Genomic DNA, 22,483 nt, shown 5'->3' on the forward strand with positions numbered 1-22,483 from the left:
GCGCTGATCAGTACCGACCCCGGTCGCACCGTGAGGTCGGCATCGGCGCGGCGTCCCCTCCTGTGTGAGGGGTTTTTTCGTTTCTTTGAATGTCACAGCCGCAGGCAGAGACGATCGATGGAGCTTTGAGGATCATGAGCGAGACGAACCCCGCTGCCGCCGCCACGTCGGCGGAGGCCGCGCCGCACCGCTACACGGCCGCCATGGCAGCCGAGATCGAGGCACGCTGGCAGGACTTCTGGGACGCCGACGGCACCTACGCCGCGCCCAACCCCAAGGGCGACCTGGCGGGCGACTCCGAGCTGGTCGCCAAGCCCAAGAAGTTCATCATGGACATGTTCCCGTACCCCTCCGGTGCGGGCCTGCACGTCGGCCACCCGCTGGGCTACATCGCCACCGACGTCTACGCCCGGTTCCAGCGCATGACCGGCCACAACGTCCTGCACACCCTGGGCTTCGACGCCTTCGGCCTGCCCGCCGAGCAGTACGCCGTGCAGACCGGCACGCACCCGCGCGTGTCCACCGAGGCCAACATCGAGAACATGAAGGCCCAGCTGCGCCGGCTGGGCCTGGGCCACGACAAGCGCCGGTCCTTCGCCACGATCGACCCGGACTACTACAAGTGGACCCAGTGGATCTTCCTGCAGATCTTCAACTCCTGGTACGACGACGAGGCGAGGAAGGCCCGCCCGATCTCCGAGCTGATCGCCCAGTTCGAGTCCGGTGAGCGCCCGGTTCCGGGCACCACGCGCGCGTGGAGCGAGCTGAGCGCCCGCGAGCGCGCCGACGTCCTGGGCGAGTACCGCCTGGCCTACGCCTCCGACGCGCCGGTCAACTGGTGCCCGGGTCTGGGCACCGTCCTGGCCAACGAGGAGGTCACCGCCGACGGCCGCTCCGAGCGCGGCAACTTCCCGGTCTTCAAGGCCAAGCTGCGCCAGTGGAACATGCGCATCACCGCCTACGCCGACCGGCTGCTGGAGGACCTGGAGGAGCTGGACTGGCCCGAGGCCATCAAGCTGCAGCAGCGCAACTGGATCGGCCGCAGCGAGGGCGCCCGCGTCGACTTCCCGATCGACGGCGAGCACATCACGATCTTCACCACCCGCCAGGACACCCTGTTCGGCGCGACCTACATGGTGCTGGCGCCCGAGCACCCGCTGGTCGAGAAGTTCACCCCCGGAGCCTGGCCCGAGGGCACCCACGAGGTGTGGACCGGCGGCCACGCCACGCCCGCCGAGGCCGTCGCCGCCTACCGCGCACAGGCCGCCTCGAAGTCCGACGTCGAGCGGCAGGCCGAGGCCAAGGACAAGACCGGCGTCTTCACCGGTGCGTTCGCGACCAACCCGGTCAACGGCGAGAAGATCCCGGTCTTCATCGCCGACTACGTCCTGATGGGCTACGGCACCGGCGCGATCATGGCCGTGCCGGCGCACGACACCCGCGACTTCGCGTTCGCGCGCGCCTTCGAGCTGCCGATCCGCTGCGTGGTCGAGCCGACCGACGGCCGCGGCACCGACACCTCCACGTGGGACGACGCGTTCGTCTCGTACGAGGCGAAGCTGGTCAACTCGGCGAGCGACGAGGTCTCCCTGGACGGCCTGGGCGTCGTCGAGGCCAAGGCCCGCATCACCGAGTGGCTGCAGAGCAAGGGCATCGGCGAGGGCACCGTCAACTTCCGCCTGCGGGACTGGCTGTTCAGCCGCCAGCGCTACTGGGGCGAGCCCTTCCCGATCGTCTACGACGAGGACGGCGTCGCCCACGCCCTGCCGGAGTCCATGCTGCCGCTGGAGCTGCCCGAGGTCGAGGACTACAGCCCGCGCACCTTCGACCCGGACGACGCCGACACCCAGCCCGAGACCCCGCTGTCACGCAACGAGGAGTGGGTCAACGTCACCCTGGACCTGGGCGACGGGCCGAAGAAGTACCGCCGCGAGACCAACACCATGCCCAACTGGGCGGGTTCCTGCTGGTACGAACTGCGCTACCTGGACCCGCACAACGACCAGCGGCTGGTCGACCCGGAGATCGAGCAGTACTGGATGGGCCCGCGCGAGGGTCAGCCGCACGGCGGCGTCGACCTGTACGTCGGCGGCGCCGAGCACGCCGTGCTGCACCTGCTGTACGCGCGCTTCTGGTCCAAGGTCCTGTACGACCTGGGCCACGTGTCGTCGGCCGAGCCGTTCCACAAGCTGTTCAACCAGGGCATGATCCAGGCCTACGTCTACCGCGACAGCCGCGGCATCGCGGTGCCGGCCGCCGAGGTGGAGGAGCGCGACGGCGCCTACTACTACCAGGGCGAGAAGGTCACCCGGCTGCTGGGCAAGATGGGCAAGTCCCTGAAGAACGCGGTGACGCCGGACGAGATCTGCGCCGAGTACGGCGCCGACACCCTGCGCCTGTACGAGATGGCCATGGGCCCGCTGGACGTCTCCCGGCCGTGGGACACGCGCGCGGTGGTCGGCCAGTTCCGGCTGCTGCAGCGGCTGTGGCGCAACATCGTCGACGAGACGACCGGCGAGGTCACCGTCACCGACGCCGAGCCCGACGAGGACACCCTGCGCGCCCTGCACAAGGCGATCGACGGCGTCCGCCAGGACCTGGAGGGCCTGCGCTTCAACACCGCCATCGCCAAGGTGACCGAGCTGAACAACCACCTGACCAAGGCGGGTACGGCGGTGCCGCGCTCGGTCGCCGAGCCGCTGGTGCTGATGGTCGCCCCGCTGGCCCCGCACATCGCCGAGGAGCTGTGGCGCAAGCTGGGCCACACCGACTCGGTCGTCCACCAGGACTTCCCGGTCGCCGACCCGGACTACGTCGTGGACGAGACCGTGACCTGCGTCGTGCAGATCAAGGGCAAGGTCAAGGCCCGCCTGGAGGTGCCGCCGGGCATCTCCGAGGAGGAGCTGGAGAAGGTGGCCCTGGCCGACGAGAAGGTCGTCGCGGCGCTGGACGGCGCGGGCATCCGCAAGGTGATCGTCCGCGCGCCGAAGCTGGTCAACATCGTTCCCGCTTAACCCCCGGAGAGCGACGGCCGGCCTCTCGGGGTAGTCCCCTACGGGCAGGTTCGGGGTTTTTCTGGAACCCCGGACCTGCCCGCTGCGTTTACCGTGGAAAGCGCGGGCGGCGAGTGCCGCCCAGCCGGAGGAGGAGCGTCGTGGAAGCAGTGATCGCCGTGTTCGCCCTGCTCTTCCTGCTCTTCATCGGCCTGGGCGTGTACGCCACGGTCAAGGCGGTCGGCGCCGCGAAGCGCGGCGTGGACCGGACGATCGAGCAGGCCCGCCGCACGGTCGAGGACCACACCCTGCGCGCCAGGTCCTTCATCCAGGCCGGCCCCGCCGCCGAGATCGCGCAGCTGCGGCTCGCGCTGCGCACCTCCATGCGCGCCACCCAGGAGGCGCTGCACGCGGGCGTGGCCGAGGACGAGTCGCTGAGGGAGTCCCTCGGCCTCTTCCAGCGGCTCAGCGCGCACGGACACGAGCTGGACGCCGATCTCAGGCGCCTGGAGTCGGAGCCGGACCGGGCCGAACTCACCGCACGGCTGCCCGAGCTGCGCAGCCGCACCGAGCGCATCACCAAGTCCGCGGACTCGCTGCGCTGGGCGGTCCGCGACCGGTCCCGCCGCTTCGTTGAGGACGATCTGGGCGCGCTCAGCGACCAGATCGACATCGAGGCCGACGCCCTGCGCCACTGGACCCCGGCCGGTCCCGCGGCGGCACCGGGACAGCGGTCCGACACCTCCACCGCGTCCGCCGCCTCGCCTGACCACGGCCCGGCGGCGCAGCGTGCCCAGTCCCGTCCGTCCCGCCCGGCCGAGGAGCAGGCCCGCCAGGCGATCACCCCGCCGTCACCGCGTCTCGTCCACCCCTGGCAGAAGAAACCGCGCCCCGAGAGCACCACCTGAGCCCGACGCCCCGGGCCACCATGGGGGCTGGGCTGCCGCGCGCGCACTACGGCAGGTAACCTCCAGCTCATGTCCCGCCATGTCGCGATCGTCACCGATTCAACGGCCTACCTGCCGCCACGGACGATGGAGCGCCACGGCATCACAGCGGTGCCCCTGACCGTGGTCCTCGGCGACCAGGCACTCGAAGAGGGCACCGAGATCTCCACCCGCTCCCTGGCCCAGGCACTGCAGAAGCGGCGTCCCGTCACCACCTCGCGGCCGAGCCCCGAGGTGTTCGCGGAAACCTACCGCAGAGTCGCCGAGTCCGGCGCCGACGGGATCGTCTCCCTGCACCTGTCCGCCGAGCTCTCCGGCACCTACGACGCGGCCGTCCTCGCGGCGCGCGAGGCCCCGGTGCCGGTACGCGTGGTGGACACCGGGATGGTCGCGATGGCCCTCGGCTTCTGCGCGGTCGCTGCGGCCGAGGCCGCGGAAGCCGGCGGCACGGTGGACGAGGCCGTCACGGCCGCCGAGAAGCGGGCGGCGGGCACGTCCGCCTACTTCTACGTCGACACCCTCGACTACCTGCGCCGCGGCGGCCGCATCGGCGCCGCACAGGCCCTGCTCGGTTCCGCGCTCGCCGTCAAACCCCTGCTCCAACTCGACGGCGGACGCATCGAGCTGCTCGAAAAGGTCCGTACGGCGTCCAAGGCCATCGCCCGCCTGGAGGAGATCGCCGCCGAGCGAGCGCGCGGCGCCGAGGTCGACATCGCCGTTCATCACCTCGCGGCTCCCGAGCGTGCCGCCGCGCTCGCCGACCGGCTGCGCGAACGGGTGCCGGGCCTGGCCGAACTCCACGTCAGCGAGATCGGGGCGGTGATCGGCGCGCACACCGGTCCCGGGCTGCTCGGCGCGGTGATCTCACCCCGCTGACCCTTCGCGCGGTCCGCCACATCACTCGTACGGGTGGCGGAGTTATCCACAACGGGGCGACTGTCCCCCGAAATCGACCAAGATCAACGCGAATCGACGGTATGTCCCATCCTCGTCGCATGGCACTTCCATCACGTTCACGCACAGCCACTGCGACCAGCGGTCCGGGCCGTGGCCCCGCCTCCGACGGCCGCGTCCACCACCGTGGCACCGGCCACCGCCGCTCCATCGGCCATCGCCGTGCCCGCCACCACCCGCCGGCACCGGCCGAGGAGCTGCGCCGCCGGGCGGAACTCCTCTTCGGCGAACGAGCGGTGAAGTGGCGGGAGTCGGGGAACGGGCCGCCGGACGCGGAAGGGCCCGCGAGCACGCCGACCGTGACGGCAGCGGAGCCAGTGGAGGCAGCCGAGGCAGGTGCGTCAGGCGGGGTGGCGGGCCGAGCGGCCACGGTGCCGGTCACCGGCCGGGCGTCCGGGCTGAGCCCGGCGAGGGCGATGCCGACCACGGCTGAGCCCCTCCCGACCGCGCCGGCGCACACCGGGCCGACGGATGACCCGGCGCCGGCCCCTGCACCCCAAGACGTCGAACCACCGGACGCGGCAGGCATGTCGGAGAGGGCACAGCCCGTCTTCCCCGGCTGGCGGGACCGGGCGGGGCTCGCGCTGCGGGAGCGGATGCCCGTGTGGTTGCAGACGCGGTGCGGGGTGGACAGACGGGGAGTCGTGGCGCTCGCCGTGGTGCTCGTGGCCGCCGCCGTGTTCGCCGTGCAGCACTTCTGGGCAGGGCGGACCCAATCCCTGAGCGCACCTCGAGTGGTGCGCACGGAGAAGCCCTACACCGAGGCGTCGGCTCCCTACGCAAGGAAGGAGGACGGCGTGAAAGCCGGTGCGGGCGCGGGAGTCTCGGCGACACCGGGCGGGCAGATCGTCGTGGACGTCAGCGGCAAGGTTCGCAAACCGGGCATCCAACGGCTGCCGGCCGGCTCCCGGGTGGTCGACGCGCTGCGGGCGGCCGGCGGAGTCCGTCCGGGCGCGAGCACCGAGGGACTCAACCGGGCACGTTTCCTGACCGACGGTGAACAGATCGTCGTCGGCGCACCCGCCGGGGCGATGGCTCCACCCGGCCCGGCGGCAGGACCGGTCACCGGACAGGCCGGAGCGGGTCCCGCCGCGCCCGTCTCCCTCAACACGGCCACGGCGGACCAGCTCGACACGCTGCCCGGCGTCGGCCCGGTCCTCGCTCAGCACATCATCGACTACCGCACCCGGCACGGCGGTTTCCGCTCGGTGGACGAACTGCGCGAGGTCAACGGCATCGGCGACCGCCGTTTCAACGATCTGCACAGCCTGGTGCGGCCATGAGCCGCACGATCACCGACCGGCTGCCGCGGCGCGGAAGTTCGGGCCGGCCCGCGAAGGCCGGGCGAGGAGACCCGGGGATCGGCGGCGCGAGTCGTGACCCCAAGCAGGACGGGGCCGCTCGCGGTGACCGGGCGGGGCCCCTGGACCTGCGTCTGGTGCCGCCCGCGCTCGCGGCCTGGGCCACGGCGGCCCTGACACTGGACACACCGGCGCCCTGGACGGCCGGGATCGCGAGCGCCTGCCTGGTGGGCGGAGCCCTCCTGCTGCGGGTGCGCAGACATGGCCGGGCCCGACGGCCGGTCGCGACGACGCACACGGCGGCGAACGCACCGGCGGCACTGCAGGGACCTGAGGCATCGGCGGTACGGCCGGCGGCCGACGGGCCGGCGGTGCAGATGGCACCGATCGAAGTGGCGGTACGGCCGACAGCCAACGGGCCGGCGGTGCGGACGGCGGCGAACGCACTGGCGGCACTGCAGGCACCGGACCCGCCGGCGGCGCATGTGGCACCGAACGCACCGGCGGCACCAGCCAGTCAGTCCGGACGGCGGGCGCAGTCCGGGCGGTCGACCGGTCCGTCCGGACACAGGGCGCGTGGGCGGGCGACCGGGCGGTTCGCGTGGGCCCGTGCCTCCGTCGCCGCTGTGCTGCTCTGCGCTGCCGCGGCGGCGGCCTCGGCCGGGCTGCACGGAGCGGACCTGCGGCGCGGGCCGGTGCCCGGGCTGGCCAGCCGGTACGCGACCGTGACCGCCGAGGTCGAGGTGAGCGGTGACCCCTGGCTGAGCCGGCCGCGCGTGCGCGGTGATCACGCGGCGCCCGTGGCGGTGCTGGCCCGGGCGGAGGTGCGGCGCGTCGAGCGGAGCGACGGGTCGAGCGTGCGGACGCGGACCCCGGTGCTGCTGGTCGTCGACGCGGACGTCCCGGCACCGCAAGGAACCGCCGCTCGGACCGGTGGTTCCGCGCGGGAGGGGGACGCGGCTCTCTCCGCCGGCCTGGGCGCGCGGCCTGCACAGGGCACATGGCGTGCACAGGGCCCGCAGGAGGCACGGCAGGCCTGGCTCGGGTTGTTGCCGTCCACGCGCCTGCGGGTCGGAGGGCGGCTGGCGCCCGCGCTGAGCGGTGGCGAGCGGACCGCGGCCGTGCTGCGGGTGCGTGGCCGTCCCATACCGCGGATCGTGGCGGGGCCCAGCGGACCGCAACGGCTGGCAGGACGGCTCAGGGCCGGACTGCGGGAGGCGACCGACGGCCTGCCGGGGGACGCGCGAGCGCTCCTTCCGGGGCTCGTCGTCGGAGACACCTCACGGATCACACCCGAGCTGGACGACGCGTTCAAGGAGACGGACCTGGCGCACACGCTGGCCGTGTCCGGCAGCAACCTCACCGTCCTGCTCGCGCTGCTCATCGGCCCGCCCGGACTGGCACAGCTGGCCGAACGCCGTGGCCTGGCCCGGCACCTCGGGCTCTCGCTGCGGGCGACCGCACTGCTGGCCGGAGTGCTCACGCTGGGATTCGTCGTCGTGTGCCGGCCCGACCCCAGCGTGCTGCGGGCGGCGGCCTGCGGCGCGGTCGCGCTGCTCGCGCTGGCCACCGGACGACGTAGAACCCTGGTTCCCGCACTGGCCACGGCAGTGCTGCTGCTGGTGCTCTACGACCCGTGGCTGGCCCGCAGTTACGGCTTTCTGCTCTCCGTGCTGGCCACCGGCGCGCTGCTCGTCCTGGCCCCGGGCTGGAGCGAGGCACTGCGCCGCCGCCGGGTGCCTCCGAGGCTCGCCGAGGCGCTGGCAGCGGCCGCCGCGGCACAGGCGGTGTGCGCGCCGGTCACGGCGGTGCTGTCGGCGCGGGTGAGCCTGGTCGCGGTGCCGTGCAACCTGCTGGCCGAGGTGGCGGTGGCGCCGGCCACGGTGCTGGGGTTCGCGGCGCTCGTGGTGGCGCCGGTGGCGATGGCGCCCGCCAAGGCGCTGGCGTGGTGCGCGGGTTGGCCCGCCGGTTGGATCGCCCGAGTCGCCCGGACGGGCGCCGCGCTGCCTGGTGCGGGAGTCGACTGGCCGGGCAGCTGGCCGGGGGCGCTGGCGCTCGCGGCGGTCACCGTGGCCGTCGTCCTGGCCGGCCGGCGGCTGATTCGGCACCCGTGGTGGTGCGGGCTGCTCGGGGTGCTGGTGCTGCTGGCGGTGGTGCGGCCCGCGCCGCTGACCCGGGTGATCACGGGCTGGCCGCCACCGGGCTGGCGGTACGCCATGTGCGACGTGGGTCAGGGCGACGCGACCGTCCTGGCGGCGGGCGAGGGAGCCGGAGTGGTGGTGGACACCGGACCCGATCCGGCGCTGGTCGACCACTGCCTGCGGCACCTGGGCATCACCCGCGTCCCGCTGCTCGTCCTGACGCACTTCCACGCCGACCATGTCGCGGGACTGCCGGGCGTGCTGCGGGGCCGTTCGGTGGCCGTGATCGAGACCACGGGATTCGAGGAGCCCGCCGATCAGGCCGAGTTCGTCAGAAGGGAGGCGGCGTCGCGGCACATCCCGGTCACGCGGGCCGTGGCGGGGGAGGAACGGCGCACCGGGCCGCTGTCCTGGCAGGTCCTGTGGCCCCCGCCGGGTATCCGGCCGCCCGGGGACACACGGAGCCCGCTCTGGCCGGGCCCGGTGCCGGAGCCGGAGGATCCGAACGACGCCAGCGTCGCGATGCTGGTCCGCTCCGGCGGGCTGCGGCTGCTGTTGCTGGGCGATCTCGAACCCCCGGCCCAGCAGGCGCTGGCACGGTCACCGGTGGCGGCCGAGCTGGCCGGTGTGGACGTCATGAAGGTCGCCCATCACGGATCGGCGTATCAGGATCCGGAGCTGATACGGCTCGCGGCTCCCCGGGTAGCGCTCATCAGCTGTGGTGAGGACAACCCGTACGGACACCCGGCGCCGGCGACCGTGGCCGCGCTGCGGGCGGGCGGAGCGCTGGTGCTGCGCACCGACCGGGACGGAGAACTCGCGGTCGGCGGGACCGGAGGGACGGGCGGGGAGATACGGGTGGCGAGAGACCGATGACCGGGGCCGCGGAACGTCGACCAGACTAGGTGCATGGACTCACGTCAGGCCGACGCATATCTCCGCCGGATCGGGGCGCAGCGCCCGGCGAAACCCACCAGCCGGGCACTGCACGAGCTGCATCTGCGCCATCTGCGGACGGTGCCCTTCGAGAACCTGTCGATCCACCTCGGCGAGGAGATCGTGCTGGAGGAGGAGCGGCTGCTGGACAAGCTGATCGGACGCGGGAGGGGCGGCTTCTGCTACGAACTGAACGGCGCCTTCGGCGCGTTGCTCGCCGCACTCGGCTACGAGGTGGAACTGCTCGCGGCACGCGTGTACGGCGACGAGGGGCGGCTCGGCATCCCCTACGACCATCTCGCCCTGCGGGTCGGGACGGTGGAGGGGGACACGTGGATCGCGGACGTCGGGTTCGGGACGCACAGCCACCATCCGCTGCGCTGCACCGACCGCGCGGAGCAGGCCGACCCCGGCGGGGTGTTCCGGGTGGCGGACGCCGGGCCGGACGCGGCCGGGGTACGGGGCGGCGGCTCGGCCGGCGCCGGGGACCTGGACGTCGTACGGGACGGGACGCCGCGGTACCGGCTGGAGACGCGGCCCCGGGCGCTGGGGGACTTCGTGGCCGGCGCCTGGTGGCACAGCACCTCGCCGCTGTCGCACTTCACCCGCTCGCTGGTCTGCTCACGGCTCACCGAGGACGGCGGGAGGATCACGCTCAGCGAGCGCGAGTTGAAGACGACGGCGGTCGACGGCACGCGCGCCGCAACGGAGCTGGAGACGGACGAGGAGGTCCTGACGGCGTACCGGGAGAGGTTCGGGATCGAGCTGGACCGTGTGCCGACGGTGCGGAACCGGAGCGCGAGCCCGAACCCGTGATTGGGCTCAGTTCCGGCGCTAATGCTTGATTCCCGCTATGGGGGAGCGAGCTCGGCGGACTTCCTGGACGTGCAGCGGTGTCCGAACTGCACCGGGACGACTGCACCGTGAGCCGGCAGTCCATGCTGGCGCGGGGCATCGCGGTCGCCGGTCCCAGCATCCGGGTCGACCTCGGACGTGCAGATCGTGCCCAAGGGCTGACCTGGCGGTCCGGTTTCCGGGCGGTGCCGGAGAATGTGGCCGTGAGTGATGTGCGACATGTGCTGGTGCTGCCCGACCGGGACGCGGCGGAGGAGGCGGCCGAGGCGCTCGGGGAGCGGTTCGGTATCGATGAGGAGCCCCGGCTCGTGCGAGACGCGCTGGCCGGGGAGGACGACGCCGAGGACGCGCAGTGGCTGGTGGTGCTGCGGGACGAGGACGGACGGCTGGATCCGGCGGAACTGGACGCGTTCGCCGGCGAGTGGGACGGCTGGCGCGAGGAGCCGTGAGTCAAGCGGTGACCGGCAAGCGGTGACCGGCAAGCCGTGACTGGCAGTCATGACCGGCTCCGACACGGCGCCGCATGAGCCGCCCCCGGTCCCGCCCCCGGTCCCGGCCCCACTCCCGGCCCACGGAACTAGACGAGTAAGTCCGAAGGGGCCGAGTGCATGAAGCGAGGGTCTCGTTGGTCCGTTTGTGACGACAGACCTCGAAACCCTCGCGACTGCACTGTACGTGAAGATCGATGACTCTCTGGCAGGATCGCGTCGATGGGGCCGCCCGCCGAGCCTGAGCGATGCCGAGTTGTTGACGCTGGCGGTGATGCAGGCCCTGCTCGGGTTCGTCTCCGAAGCCCGCTGGCTGCGGTTCGCCCGCGTCCATCTGGCGGCCGAGTTCCCCTACCTGCCCGGGCAGTCCGGGTACAACAAACGCCTGCGGGCCGCGAACACGCTGATCAGCAGGTTCATCCGCACCCTGGCCCGGGACAGCGACCTTTGGCACGACGACGTGTGGATCGTGGACTCCACCCCCGTGGAGTGCGCCCGCTCACGGCCCACCGCGAAGCGCTCCGACCTGGCCGGCTGGGCCGGCTACGGCTACTGCCCCTCGCACTCCCGGTTCTTCTGGGGCCTGCGTCTTCACCTTGTGTGCACCCCCGGCGGCCTCCCGATCGCCTGGGCCCTGGCCAACCCCAAAGTTGACGAACGCGAGGTGCTGGCCGACATGCTCACCGGCGACCAGGACCTACTGGCCACCCACCCCGGACAGACCATCGTCGGCGACAAGGGCTACGTATCCAGGCACCTCGACGCCTTCATGGCCGAGCACGGCCTGACCCTGCTGCGGCCGACCTACCGCAACATCACCCCCCGGCCCGGCGAACACCTTCTCAAGCCCATCCGTCAGCTCATCGAGTCGGTGAACGACACCCTCAAGGGCCAGCTCGACCTCGAGCGTCACGGCGCGAGAACCCCCGCCGGCGTTCTCGCCCGTGTCGGACAACGGATCCTCGCCATGACGACCGCGATCTGGCACAACCGCAACACAGGCCGAGCCATCACACGCTCACTGATCGCCTACGACCACTGACCAACCCTTCGGACTTACTCGTCTAGCTCGCCGAGCCCCGGCTCCCCAAGCCCCGCCCGTCCCGTCCCCGGCTGCCCCCGAGGCCTGCTCCGGGTGCGGTCAGGGTGCGGTCAGGGGCTGGGGGAGGCCTGGTTGTCAGTGCCGCGTGGGATGCTGTGAGCGATGGCCAGGAAGACTGCGAATGACGACCCTCTCGCCCCGGTGACGCTCGCCGTGGGCCAGGAGGACCTCCTGCTCGACCGTGCCGTGCAGGAGGTGGTGGCCGCCGCCAAGGCCGCCGACGCCGACACGGACGTACGCGACCTCACCCCGGACCAGGTGCAGCCCGGCACGCTCGCCGAGCTCACCAGTCCCTCGCTCTTCGCCGAGCGGAAAGTCGTGGTCGTACGCAATGCGCAGGACCTGTCCGCCGACACGGTCAAGGACGTGAAGGCGTATATCGGGGCACCCGCCGAGGAGATCACGCTCGTGCTGCTGCACGCGGGCGGCGCCAAGGGCAAAGGACTGCTGGACGCCGCGCGCAAGGCGGGCGCGCGGGAGGTCGCCTGCCCCAAGATGACCAAGCCGGCGGACCGGCTGGCCTTCGTGCGGGGCGAGTTCCGCTCCTTCGGGCGTTCGGCCACGCCCGAGGCGTGCCAGGCGCTCTGCGATGCCATCGGCAGCGATCTGCGGGAGCTGGCCTCGGCGGTCTCCCAGCTGGTCGCCGACGTGGAGGGGACGATCGACGAGGCGGTCGTCGGGCGGTACTACACCGGCCGGGCCGAGGCCTCCAGCTTCACGGTCGCGGACCGGGCCGTGGAGGGGCGCACGGCGGAGGCGCTGGAGGCGCTCAGATGGTCGCTGGCGACGGGCGTGGCGCCGGTGATGATCACCAGCGCGCTCGCCCAGGGCGTGCGGGCGATCGGCAAGCTGTCCTCCGCGCGCGGGGGGCGGCCGGCGGATCTGGCGCGGGAGCTGGGGATGCCGCCGTGGAAGATCGATCGGGTACGGCAGCAGATGAGGGGGTGGACACCGGACGGGGTCGCGGCGGCGATGCGGGCTGTCGCCGAGGCCGACGCGGGCGTGAAGGGCGGCGGCGACGACCCCGAGTACGCGTTGGAGAAGGCCGTCGTGGTGATCGCCCGCGCCGCTCGCTCCCGCGGCCGCGGATAGGCCGCTCGCTCCCGCGGCCCCGGATAGACGGAGACACCGGGGGCTCCACCGCAGCCCCGCCTGCAGGCTCCACCCCAGCCCCTGTTTGTAAGACAGGTCTCCACCCCAGCCCCCGCTCGTACAAGTCACTCCGGCATGCCGAAAGCCCCGCCACCCACCCTGGGGAAGGGGAAGCAGCGGGGCCTTCGGTTGGAGCTGGTGGACTCGCACCCGCGTGGCGAACGCAGGCCGCGTGCGAATCCGGGGTGCCGGTCGGGAGCGGATGAGAGAGGGCCCGCTCTGGGTCCTTCCGGCGGTCAGATCAAAGAGGAGGTTCAGCCCTTGAGGGACGCGACCTTGGAAGCAAGCGCCGACTTCTTGTTGGCGGCCTGGTTCTTGTGGATGACGCCCTTCGAGACGGCCTTGTCGAGCGCACGCGCGGCGGCGCGCTGCAGCTCGGTGGCCTTCTCGACGTCACCCGCGGCAGCGGCCTCGCGGGCCTTGCGGATCGCGGTCTTCAGGGAGGACTTGACGGCCTTGTTGCGCAGCCGGGCCTTCTCGTTGGTCTTGATCCGCTTGATCTGGGACTTGATGTTCGCCACGAAGGAGCCTTTTCAGGTTCAGGCACGGGGCCGCGAAGGTCCCGTACCGGTGATCCAAAATTGTTTGTCGCGCCTCGCGCTGAGAGGGCATGAGGCACAGCCATCTACAGTACCAGTGGCCCTGCGAGCGGCCCAAAACGGTGCCCGGTCCCTCCGCGTGGGACCATGGAGACTACGTATCGATCCGACCCGAGGCATAAGGCGCCTCAAGAGACAGGACCCTGCGTGCCCGCGACCCCTAACCATGTGCCCGAGCCGAGCCGTACCGACCCGGCTCTGATCCGCAATTTCTGCATCATCGCGCACATCGACCACGGCAAGTCCACGCTCGCCGACCGGATGCTCCAGCTGACCGGTGTGGTCGAGCAGCGGCAGATGCGTGCTCAGTACCTCGACCGGATGGACATCGAGCGCGAGCGCGGCATCACGATCAAGTCCCAGGCGGTGCGTCTGCCCTGGGCCCCCACCGAGGGCCCCGACCAGGGCACGACCCACATCCTCAACATGATCGACACCCCGGGGCACGTCGACTTCACCTACGAGGTCTCGCGGTCGCTCGCCGCCTGTGAGGGGACCATCCTCCTCGTCGACGCCGCCCAGGGCATCGAGGCGCAGACCCTCGCCAACCTCTACCTGGCGATGGAGAACGACCTCACGATCATCCCCGTGCTCAACAAGATCGACCTGCCGGCGGCGCAGCCGGAGAAGTTCGCCGAGGAGCTGGCGAACCTGGTCGGCTGCGACCCGGAGGACGTCCTCAAGGTCTCCGCCAAGACCGGCCTCGGCGTGGACGCGCTGCTGAACAAGGTCGTGAAGGAGATCCCGGCGCCGGTCGGCGTCGCCGACGCGCCCGCCCGCGCGATGATCTTCGACTCGGTGTACGACTCCTACCGCGGTGTCGTGACGTACGTGCGTGTCATCGACGGCCAGCTCAACAAACGTGAGCGCATCAGGATGATGTCGACCGGCGCCACGCACGAGCTGCTGGAGATCGGCGTCAACTCGCCCGAGATGCTGCCGGCCGACGGCCTCGGCGTCGGCGAGGTGGGCTATCTGATCACCGGTGTGAAGGACGTGCGCCAGTCCAAGGTCGGTGACACGGTCACCAGCCAGAACAAGGGGGCGACGGAGGCGCTCGGCGGGTACAAGGACCCGAAGCCGATGGTCTTCTCGGGGCTGTATCCGCTCGACGGCTCCGACTACCCGGAGCTGCGCGAGGCGCTGGACAAGCTGCAGCTCAACGACGCCGCGCTGGTCTACGAGCCGGAGACCTCCGCCGCGCTCGGCTTCGGCTTCCGCGTCGGCTTCCTCGGCCTGCTGCACCTGGACGTGATCCGGGAGCGGCTGGAGCGCGAGTTCGGCCTGGACCTGATCGCCACCGCCCCCAACGTGGTGTACCGCGTGATCATGGAGGACGGCAGCGAGCACACGGTCACCAACCCGAGCGAGTTCCCCGAGGGCAAGATCCAGGAGGTCTTCGAGCCCGTCGTGCGGGCCACCATCCTGGCGCCCACCGAGTTCATCGGCGCGATCATGGAGCTGTGCCAGACCCGGCGCGGCACCCTGCTCGGCATGGACTACCTCTCCGAGGACCGGGTCGAGATCCGCTACACCCTGCCGCTCGCGGAGATCGTCTTCGACTTCTTCGACCAGCTGAAGTCCAAGACGCGCGGCTACGCCTCCCTCGACTACGAGCCCACGGGCGAGCAGAGCAGCTCCCTGGTCAAGGTCGACATCCTGCTGCACGGCGACAAGGTCGACGCCTTCTCGGCGATCACCCACAAGGACCAGGCGTACGCGTACGGCGTACGGCTCGTCGCCAAGCTGAAGGAGCTGATCCCGCGGCAGAACTTCGAGGTGCCGGTGCAGGCCGCCATCGGCTCCCGGGTCATCGCCCGCGAGACCATCCGCGCCATCCGCAAGGACGTCCTCGCCAAGTGCTACGGCGGTGACATCTCCCGTAAGCGGAAGCTGCTGGAGAAGCAGAAGGAAGGCAAGAAGCGGATGAAGATGGTGGGTTCCGTGGAGGTTCCGCAGGAAGCCTTCATCGCCGTCCTGTCGAGTGATGACAGTGCGGGGTCGGTCAAGGGCAAGAAGTAACCAGAGGTAACAGCCGGTTACGTCCACAAACGGGACACAAGGGGGCCCGCCGTGCGAAAGCGCGGCGGGCCCCCTTACGTCCGCGGCGCCGTGACGACTGGAAAGTGACTGGCCGAAGCCTCTTACGCAGCGGCCGGTCGCGGCTTACTCTGATCCCTGCTCGATAGTTACTCGCGAGTTAAACAGCAGCGCAGCAGCAGCACGAACCCCCACCGTGAGTGAACCCAGCCGCACCGAGTACGCCGCACCGTCGCGGGCCCCGGAGGATGTCGTGAGCGACACACAGACCCTGATCGAGAACCGTCCGCCGTCCGTGGCGGCCCTCTTCCTGGAGCGCGTGGCGGCCACACCGGACGCCGAGGCCTACCGCTATCCGGTGCCTCCGGCCTCCGGTCAGGGCCCCGACGACTGGAAGTCGCTCAGCTGGGCGCAGGCGGCCGAGCGGGTCTACGCGATCGCGGCCGGCCTCATCGAGCTGGGCCTGCAGCCCGAACAGCGCGTGGCGCTCGCCTCCTCCACCCGCGTCGAGTGGATCCTCGCCGACCTCGGCATCATGTGCGCGGGCGGCGCGACCACCACCGTCTACCCGCAGACCAACGCGGACGAGTCGGCGTTCATCCTCTCCGACTCCGAGAGCCGGGTGCTGATCGCCGAGGACGCGGCCCAGGTCGCCAAGGCGGTCGAGAAGCGCGCCGAGCTGCCCGACCTGACCAAGGTCGTCGTCATCGACCCGGCCGGCGTCGAGACGGGCGACTGGGTCATCACCCTCGCCGAGCTGGAGCGGCGCGGCGCCGCCTACCTGGAGCAGCACCCGCAGCTGATCAAGGAGCGGGTCGGCGCGATCACCAGGGAGCAGCTCGCCACGCTCATCTACACCTCCGGCACCACCGGCCGCCCCAAGGGAGTCCGGCTCCCGCACGACAACTGGGCGTACATGGCGAAGGCGATCGCCGCGACCGGCCTGGTCACCATGGACGACGTGCAGTACCTGTGGCTGCCGCTCGCGCACGTCTTCGGCAAGGTGCTCACCTCCGGCCAGATCGAGGTCGGGCACGTCACCGCCGTCGACGGCCGCGTCGACAAGATCATCGAGAACCTTCCGGTGGTGAAGCCGACGTACATGGCGGCCGTGCCGCGCATCTTCGAGAAGGTCTACAACGGCGTCGCCGCCAAGGCCCGCGAGGGCGGCCCCGCCAAGTACAAGATCTTCCAGTGGGCCGCCGGGGTCGCCCGCGAGTACGCCAAGGTCAGCCAGGACAACTTCCGGCGCACCGGAACCCACGCCGTGCCGTTCGGCCTCGCCGCCAAGCACAAGGTCGCCGACACCCTCGTCTACGGCAAGCTCCGCGAGGCCTTCGGCGGCCGGCTGCGCGCCTGCGTCTCCGGCGCCTCCGCGCTCGCGCCCGAGATCGGCTACTTCTTCGCAGGCGCCGGCATCCACATCCTCGAGGGCTACGGCCTCACCGAGTCCTCCGCCGCCTCCTTCGTCAACCCCGGCGAGGCCTACCGCACCGGCACGGTCGGCAAGCCGCTGCCCGGCACGGAGGTGCGCATCGCCGACGACGGCGAGATCCTGCTGCGCGGCCCGGGCATCATGCAGGGCTACCACAAGCTGCCCGAGAAGACCGCCGAGGTGCTGGAGTCCGACGGCTGGTTCCACACCGGCGACATCGGCGAGCTGTCGCCCGACGGCTACCTGCGCATCACCGACCGCAAGAAGGACCTGATCAAGACCTCCGGCGGCAAGTACGTCGCGCCGGCCGAGGTCGAGGGACAGTTCAAGGCGGTGTGCCCGTACGTCTCCAACATCCTGGTGCACGGCGCCGACCGGAACTACTGCACCGCCCTCATCGCCCTGGACGAGATCGCGATCCTGGACTGGGCGAAGGAGAACGGGCTGGAGGGCAAGTCGTACGCCGAGATCGTCGCCGCGCCGCAGACGGTCGAGATGGTCGACGGGTATGTGCAGCAGCTCAACGCCGGGCTCCAGAAGTGGCAGACCATCAAGAAGTTCCGGCTGCTGCCGCGGGACCTCGACGTGGAGCACGGGGAGATCACGCCGAGCCTGAAGCTGAAGCGGCCCGTCGTGGAGCGGGAGTACAAGGACCTCATCGAGGAGATGTACGCGGGGACGAGGGAGAAGTGACGAGGGAGAGGTAAGGGCGCGGCCCGGCGAGCGGAGAGCGGCGGGCCCGCCGTGCCTGGCGCGCCCACCCGTCGCAGCCGTACAGCCACGGCGTCCTGCCCCCTCCCGCCGCGGCCGTACAGCCACGGCGTCCCGCCCCCGCGCGGCGCAGCCGTACGGCGGCGGGACCGGGCCACCCGGACGCTCACCGGCGCTCAAAAGGCGCCCACTTCTGTCCATTTCGGTAACTCCCCGCTTATGACCGCCCCCTGTCTGTCACTCTGGCCGCATGGACATGGCGGCCATACCGACGCAGAGGGAGAGTGAGCCCCGGGCCAGGGAGGTCCGGGGCCGGGCGACGCTGCCCGGCAGCCCCCTCGCGCCCGGGTCGGCCCGCGCCCTGGTGCAGGCCACGCTGGCCGAGGCGCCCGGGGTCTCGGCACGGCTCGTCGACGACGCCCTGGCCGTGGTCAGCGAGCTGGTCACCAACGCCGTCGTGCACGCCGGCACGGACGTGGAGGTCGACTGGCGGCTGGAGGAGACCGGCGCGTTCGTCGTGGAGGTGGGCGACCGGCACCCCTCCCGCGCCCCGCGCGACGCCCTCGGCGGCGACGGCTCGTACGACACCGCCGAGTACGGGCGCGGCCTGCGCCTGGTCACCACGCTCGCCGAGTCCTGGGGCGTCACCTACCGCGCCGGCGCCAAGACCGTCTGGGCCCGGCTGCCTCCCGGCGGCGTGGACGGGCCGGACGCCTGCGCGCCGGACGCGGCCCTGGAGGTCGCCGAGGACCTGGCCCCGCAGCCGCACCGCGCCGACGGCGACCGGGACTGGCTCGGCCGGGGCGCGCTGTCGTTCCTCGCCGAGGCCTCCGACCTGCTCGCCGGACAGCTGGACGAGAACCTGGTCACGGCGCTCACCGGCCAGCTCATCGTGCCCCGGCTCGCCGACTGGTGCGCGGTGTGGCTGGAGGACGAGGCGACCGTGCGCGGTCGTGCCGCCGGCGGGCCCGACCGGGTCTGGCACACCAGCGAGAACCGCATCGAGGAACTGCGCTGCGCCCTGGAGAAGGAGCCGCCCTGCCCCGGCGAGGGCCTGCGCTCCGGCCCGGAACCGTACCCCTGGCCCGGACCGGCGCTCGGACCGCAGGGCGCCGACGGCACGGCGCTGGCGTACCGGCTGATCGCGGGCGGGCGGCCGCTCGGCACGCTGGTCATCGGCCGGTGCGGGCCGGCCGGCTTCCCCGAGGAGGTCACCGGGCTCGTGGAGGACCTCGGCCGCCGGGTGGCCCTGGCGATCGGCGCGGCCCGCCAGTACGCCCGCCAGGCCACCATCAGCGCGGTCCTGCAGCGCGGCCTGCTGCCCGGCGCGGTCGCCGAGATCCCCGGGGTGAGCAGCGCCCTCGTCTACGAGCCGTGCGACAAGGGCGGCCCCAGCGGCGACTTCTACGACCTGTTCCCGGCCGGCGACGGCCGCTGGTGCTTCGCCGTCGGGGACGTCCAGGGCAAGGGACCCGAGGCGGCCGTCGTGATCGGCCTCGCCCGCCCGTGGCTCCGCCTCCTCGCCCGCGAGGGCTACCGCGTCGCCGACGTCCTCGACCGCCTCAACCAGCTCCTCCTGGACGACGCCACCGAGGCCGCCGACGCCGCCGCGCGCGCCCTGGTCGCGGCGGGCGGCCGGCCGGTGGCCGCCGGGGACGGGCCGCAGACCCGCTTCCTGTCGCTCCTGTACGGCGAGCTGACGCCGTACGCCGGCGGGGTCCACTGCACGCTCGCCTCCGCGGGTCACCCGCTCCCGCTCGTCCTGAGCCCCGACGGCACCGTGCGCACGGCGGCCCGCCCGCAGACCCTGCTCGGCGTCGTCGAGGACGAGACGTACACCAGCGAGAGCATCGACCTGCGGCCCGGCGACAGTCTGCTGTGCGTCACCGACGGGGTGACCGAGCGGCGTTCCGGCTCCCGCCAGTTCGACGACGGCGACGGCCTGGCCCACGCCCTGTCCGGCTGCACCGGCCTGAGCGCCGAGGAGATCGCCGAAAGGATCCGCCGCCTGGTCCACGACTTCAGCGGCGGCCCGCCCGAGGACGACCTCGCCCTGCTGGTCCTCCAGGCGGAGTGACGGCGGCAGGGTCACGGCGCCGGTGCTGGACAATGGAAGGCATGCCTTCCGCACTCCCCGACGGCGAGCCCGTCCCCGCCGACGGCGCGCTGCCCGCGCACGCGCTCGCCGGCGCCGCCGAGCGGCCCCTCGGGTTCTATCTCCACGTCCCGTACTGCGCGACCCGCTGCGGCTACTGCGATTTCAACACCTATACCGCGACCGAGCTGCGCGGCACCGGCGGCGTCCTGGCGTCCCGCGACAACTACGCCGACACGCTGACGGACGAGATCCGCCTCGCCCGCAAGGTGCTCGGCGACGACCCGCGGCCGGTGCGCACGGTGTTCGTCGGCGGCGGCACGCCGACCCTGCTGGCGGCCGACGATCTCGTACGGATGCTGGGGGCCGTCCGGGACGAGTTCGGGCTCGCGCCGGACGCCGAGATCACGACGGAGGCGAACCCCGAGTCGGTCGGTCCCGCCTACCTCGCCACGCTGCGGGAGGGCGGCTTCACCCGGATCTCCTTCGGCATGCAGAGCGCCCGGCGGCACGTGCTGGACGTCCTGGACCGCACCCACACCCCCGGCCGTCCCGAGGCCTGCGTCGCGGAGGCGCGGGCGGCGGGCTTCGAGCACGTCAACCTGGACCTGATCTACGGCACGCCCGGGGAGAGCGACGACGACTGGCGGGCCTCGCTGGACGCGGCGATCGGCGCCGGGCCGGACCACGTCAGCGCGTACGCCCTCATCGTCGAGGAGGGCACGCAGCTGGCCCGGCGGATCCGCCGGGGCGAGGTCCCGATGACCGACGACGACGTGCACGCGGACCGGTACCTGATCGCCGAGGAGACCCTGAGCGCGGCGGGCTTCGAGTGGTACGAGGTCTCCAACTGGGCCACCTCTCAGACGGGCCGCTGCCTGCACAACGAGCTGTACTGGCGCGGCGCCGACTGGTGGGGGGCCGGGCCTGGGGCGCACTCGCACGTGGGCGGGGTGCGGTGGTGGAACGTGAAGCATCCGGGGGCGTACGCGGCGGCGCTCGCCTCCGGCCGGTCACCGGGCGCGGGCCGGGAGCTGCTGTCCGACGAGGACCGGCGGGTGGAGCGGATCCTGCTGGAACTGCGGCTGCGGGAGGGGGTGCCGCTGGCCGTGCTGAAGGACGAGGGGCTCGCGGCGTCCCGCCGGGCGCTGGCGGACGGTCTCCTCCAGCAGGGCCCGTACGACGACGGGCGGGCCGTGCTGACCCTGCGGGGGCGGCTGCTGGCGGACGCGGTGGTGCGGGACCTGGTGGACTGATCACTCCTGCGAGCGAATCCCTCCGGAACGCCGGTTCGGTCCCTAACCTGGTTCGTAGGCTGCCGCCGACCGTACGCGGCGAATGTGGAGGCCACGGAGATGACCGCTGTGGACGAACGTGGAGTCGCAGAGTTCTTCGAGGGGTTCGAGCCGCCCGACGGACTCAGGGTGGAGCTCCTGCGGGGGGAAATCGTGATGATGGCCAGCCCGGATCTGGTCCACAACCTGATCGTGATGCTGCTCGGGAGGCAGATTCCTCTTGAGCACTGGTACAGCCTTCAGACCCAGGATGTCGACATCGTCGACGAGGCCAGCGAGCCTGTCCCCGATCTTGTGGTCGTCGCACCCGAAATCCTGCCTGCATCGGGCCGGCTGCTCCCGGCCAGTCTCGTCACGATGGTCGTCGAGGTGGTGTCGAAGACCAGCGTCGAGCGGGACTACTGCGTCAAGCGCTCCATCTACGCCGCGGGCGGGATCCCCGTGTACCTCATCGTCGATCCGATCATGGCGCAGTGCGTCCTGCTGACGCGGCCCGAAGGCGAGGGGGAGAGGGCCGACTACAAGGAGCAGACCCTGCGGAAATTCGGCGAACCGCTGCGGATTGAGGCGCTGGGCATCGACCTGGACAGCAGCGGGTTCGGCACGTTCCCCGACGTCAAGCCGCACCGCTTCCCGCTGCCGTGACGAAGTCGATCAGCTCCTCCACCCGGCCCAGCAGTTCCGGCTCCAGGTCCTTGTAGGACGTCACCCGTTTCAGGATCGCCTGCCACACCGCCCCGGTGTTCTCCGACGGCCAGCCCAGGGCCCGGCACACGCCCGTCTTCCAGTCCTGTCCCTTCGGCACCGTCGGCCACGCCTCGATGCCCAGCGCGGCCGGCTTCACCGCCTGCCAGATGTCGATGTACGGGTGGCCGACGACGAGGGCGTGCTCGCTGGTCACCGACTCGGCGATCCGCCACTCCTTCGTCCCCGGCACCAGGTGGTCCACCAGCACGCCCAGCCGCGCGTCCGGACCCGGCGCGAAGGACGACACGATCGACGGCAGGTCGTCCACGCCCTCCAGGTACTCCACGACCACGCCCTCGACGCGCAGGTCGTCGCCCCAGACCTTCTCGACCAGCTCGGCGTCGTGCCGGCCCTCGACGTAGATGCGGCCGGCGCGGGCCACGCGGGCGCGGGCGCCGGGGACGGCGACCGAGCCGGAGGCGGTCCGGGCGGGCCGTGCGGGGCCGCCGGACGACGGCCGCACCAGCGTGACCACGCGGCCCTCCAGCAGGAAGCCGCGCGGCTCCAGGGGGAACACCCGGTGCTTGCCGAAGCGGTCCTCCAGCGTCACCGTGCCCGCCTCGCAGCCGATCACCGCCCCGCAGAAACCGGTACCGGCCTCCTCCACCACGAGGCCCGGTTCGGCGGGCACCTCGGGTACGGGCTTCTGCTTCTTCCAGGGAGGGGTCAGGTCGGCGGAGTACTGGCGCATT

The 22,483-nt window shown here is 72.0% G+C and carries 16 protein-coding genes; 14 read left to right on the forward strand and 2 right to left on the reverse strand.

Translation table 11 applies throughout. The features are described from left to right. The first annotated feature begins 134 nt into the window (after positions 1-134). The 9 genes from leuS to holA all read left to right on the forward strand — a co-directional run bounded on the left by leuS (position 135) and on the right by holA (position 12,809). Positions 135-3,014 (forward strand): leucine--tRNA ligase, encoded by a 2,880-nt coding sequence (gene leuS / locus OG956_RS23810; RefSeq protein WP_330340012.1) that lies wholly within the window; start codon positions 135-137, stop codon positions 3,012-3,014. Between the two features lie 140 nt (positions 3,015-3,154). Then, on the forward strand, positions 3,155-3,901 hold the full coding sequence (locus OG956_RS23815) for a hypothetical protein (RefSeq protein WP_330340013.1): 747 nt from the start codon (positions 3,155-3,157) through the stop codon (positions 3,899-3,901). A gap of 69 nt (positions 3,902-3,970) precedes the next feature. Further along, on the forward strand, positions 3,971-4,816 hold the full coding sequence (locus OG956_RS23820; protein ID WP_330340014.1) for a DegV family protein: 846 nt from the start codon (positions 3,971-3,973) through the stop codon (positions 4,814-4,816). Positions 4,817-4,935: 119 nt separating this feature from the next. Continuing rightward, positions 4,936-6,177, forward strand: coding sequence for a helix-hairpin-helix domain-containing protein (locus tag OG956_RS23825; protein WP_330340015.1), 1,242 nt, complete (start codon positions 4,936-4,938; stop codon positions 6,175-6,177). After that, a complete protein-coding gene (locus tag OG956_RS23830; protein WP_330340016.1) occupies positions 6,174-9,212 on the forward strand; it encodes a ComEC/Rec2 family competence protein in 3,039 nt (1,012 codons plus the stop codon). The genes OG956_RS23825 and OG956_RS23830 overlap by 4 nt, the downstream gene beginning before the upstream one ends. A 33-nt stretch (positions 9,213-9,245) precedes the next feature. Further along, on the forward strand, positions 9,246-10,088 hold the full coding sequence (locus tag OG956_RS23835) for an arylamine N-acetyltransferase family protein (RefSeq protein WP_330340017.1): 843 nt from the start codon (positions 9,246-9,248) through the stop codon (positions 10,086-10,088). Between the two features lie 242 nt (positions 10,089-10,330). Further along, entirely contained in the window at positions 10,331-10,576 is a 246-nt protein-coding gene (locus OG956_RS23840) for a hypothetical protein (RefSeq protein ID WP_330340018.1), read from the forward strand. Positions 10,577-10,763: 187 nt separating this feature from the next. Further along, positions 10,764-11,657 carry an IS982 family transposase gene (locus OG956_RS23845; protein ID WP_330335877.1) on the forward strand — a complete coding sequence of 298 codons (894 nt, stop codon included), beginning with the start codon at positions 10,764-10,766 and terminating at the stop codon, positions 11,655-11,657. A 162-nt stretch (positions 11,658-11,819) separates the two neighbouring features. Next, entirely contained in the window at positions 11,820-12,809 is a 990-nt protein-coding gene (gene holA, locus OG956_RS23850) for a DNA polymerase III subunit delta (protein WP_330340019.1), read from the forward strand. 314 nt (positions 12,810-13,123) lie between these two features. Here the strand turns inward: holA and rpsT are convergent, their stop codons facing one another. Further along, on the reverse strand, positions 13,124-13,390 hold the full coding sequence (gene rpsT / locus OG956_RS23855; RefSeq protein ID WP_004001350.1) for a 30S ribosomal protein S20: 267 nt from the start codon (positions 13,388-13,390) through the stop codon (positions 13,124-13,126). A gap of 225 nt (positions 13,391-13,615) precedes the next feature. Between rpsT and lepA the strand changes: the two genes are divergently transcribed. The 5 genes from lepA to OG956_RS23880 all read left to right on the forward strand — a co-directional run bounded on the left by lepA (position 13,616) and on the right by OG956_RS23880 (position 21,689). Further along, entirely contained in the window at positions 13,616-15,490 is a 1,875-nt protein-coding gene (gene lepA / locus OG956_RS23860) for a translation elongation factor 4 (RefSeq protein ID WP_330340020.1), read from the forward strand. Between the two features lie 271 nt (positions 15,491-15,761). Further along, positions 15,762-17,636: an AMP-dependent synthetase/ligase gene (locus tag OG956_RS23865; RefSeq protein ID WP_330340021.1), complete on the forward strand. Its 1,875-nt coding sequence runs from the start codon at positions 15,762-15,764 to the stop codon at positions 17,634-17,636. A gap of 274 nt (positions 17,637-17,910) precedes the next feature. Then, positions 17,911-19,731 carry a SpoIIE family protein phosphatase gene (locus OG956_RS23870; RefSeq protein ID WP_330342933.1) on the forward strand — a complete coding sequence of 607 codons (1,821 nt, stop codon included), beginning with the start codon at positions 17,911-17,913 and terminating at the stop codon, positions 19,729-19,731. A gap of 41 nt (positions 19,732-19,772) precedes the next feature. Next, positions 19,773-21,005 (forward strand): radical SAM family heme chaperone HemW, encoded by a 1,233-nt coding sequence (hemW, locus tag OG956_RS23875; RefSeq protein WP_330340022.1) that lies wholly within the window; start codon positions 19,773-19,775, stop codon positions 21,003-21,005. 99 nt (positions 21,006-21,104) lie between these two features. Beyond that, positions 21,105-21,689, forward strand: a complete 585-nt coding sequence (locus tag OG956_RS23880) for a Uma2 family endonuclease (RefSeq protein WP_330340023.1) — start codon at positions 21,105-21,107, stop codon at positions 21,687-21,689. On the opposite strand, the gene OG956_RS23885 is transcribed toward OG956_RS23880, so the two are convergent. Then, positions 21,661-22,482 carry a DUF3097 domain-containing protein gene (locus tag OG956_RS23885; protein WP_330340024.1) on the reverse strand — a complete coding sequence of 274 codons (822 nt, stop codon included), beginning with the start codon at positions 22,480-22,482 and terminating at the stop codon, positions 21,661-21,663. The two genes, OG956_RS23880 and OG956_RS23885, sit on opposite strands and share 29 nt — an antisense overlap. Between the last annotated feature and the right edge of the window lies 1 nt (position 22,483).

The sequence above is a fragment of the Streptomyces sp. NBC_00557 genome, assembly GCF_036345995.1.
GTDB lineage: Bacteria > Actinomycetota > Actinomycetes > Streptomycetales > Streptomycetaceae > Streptomyces.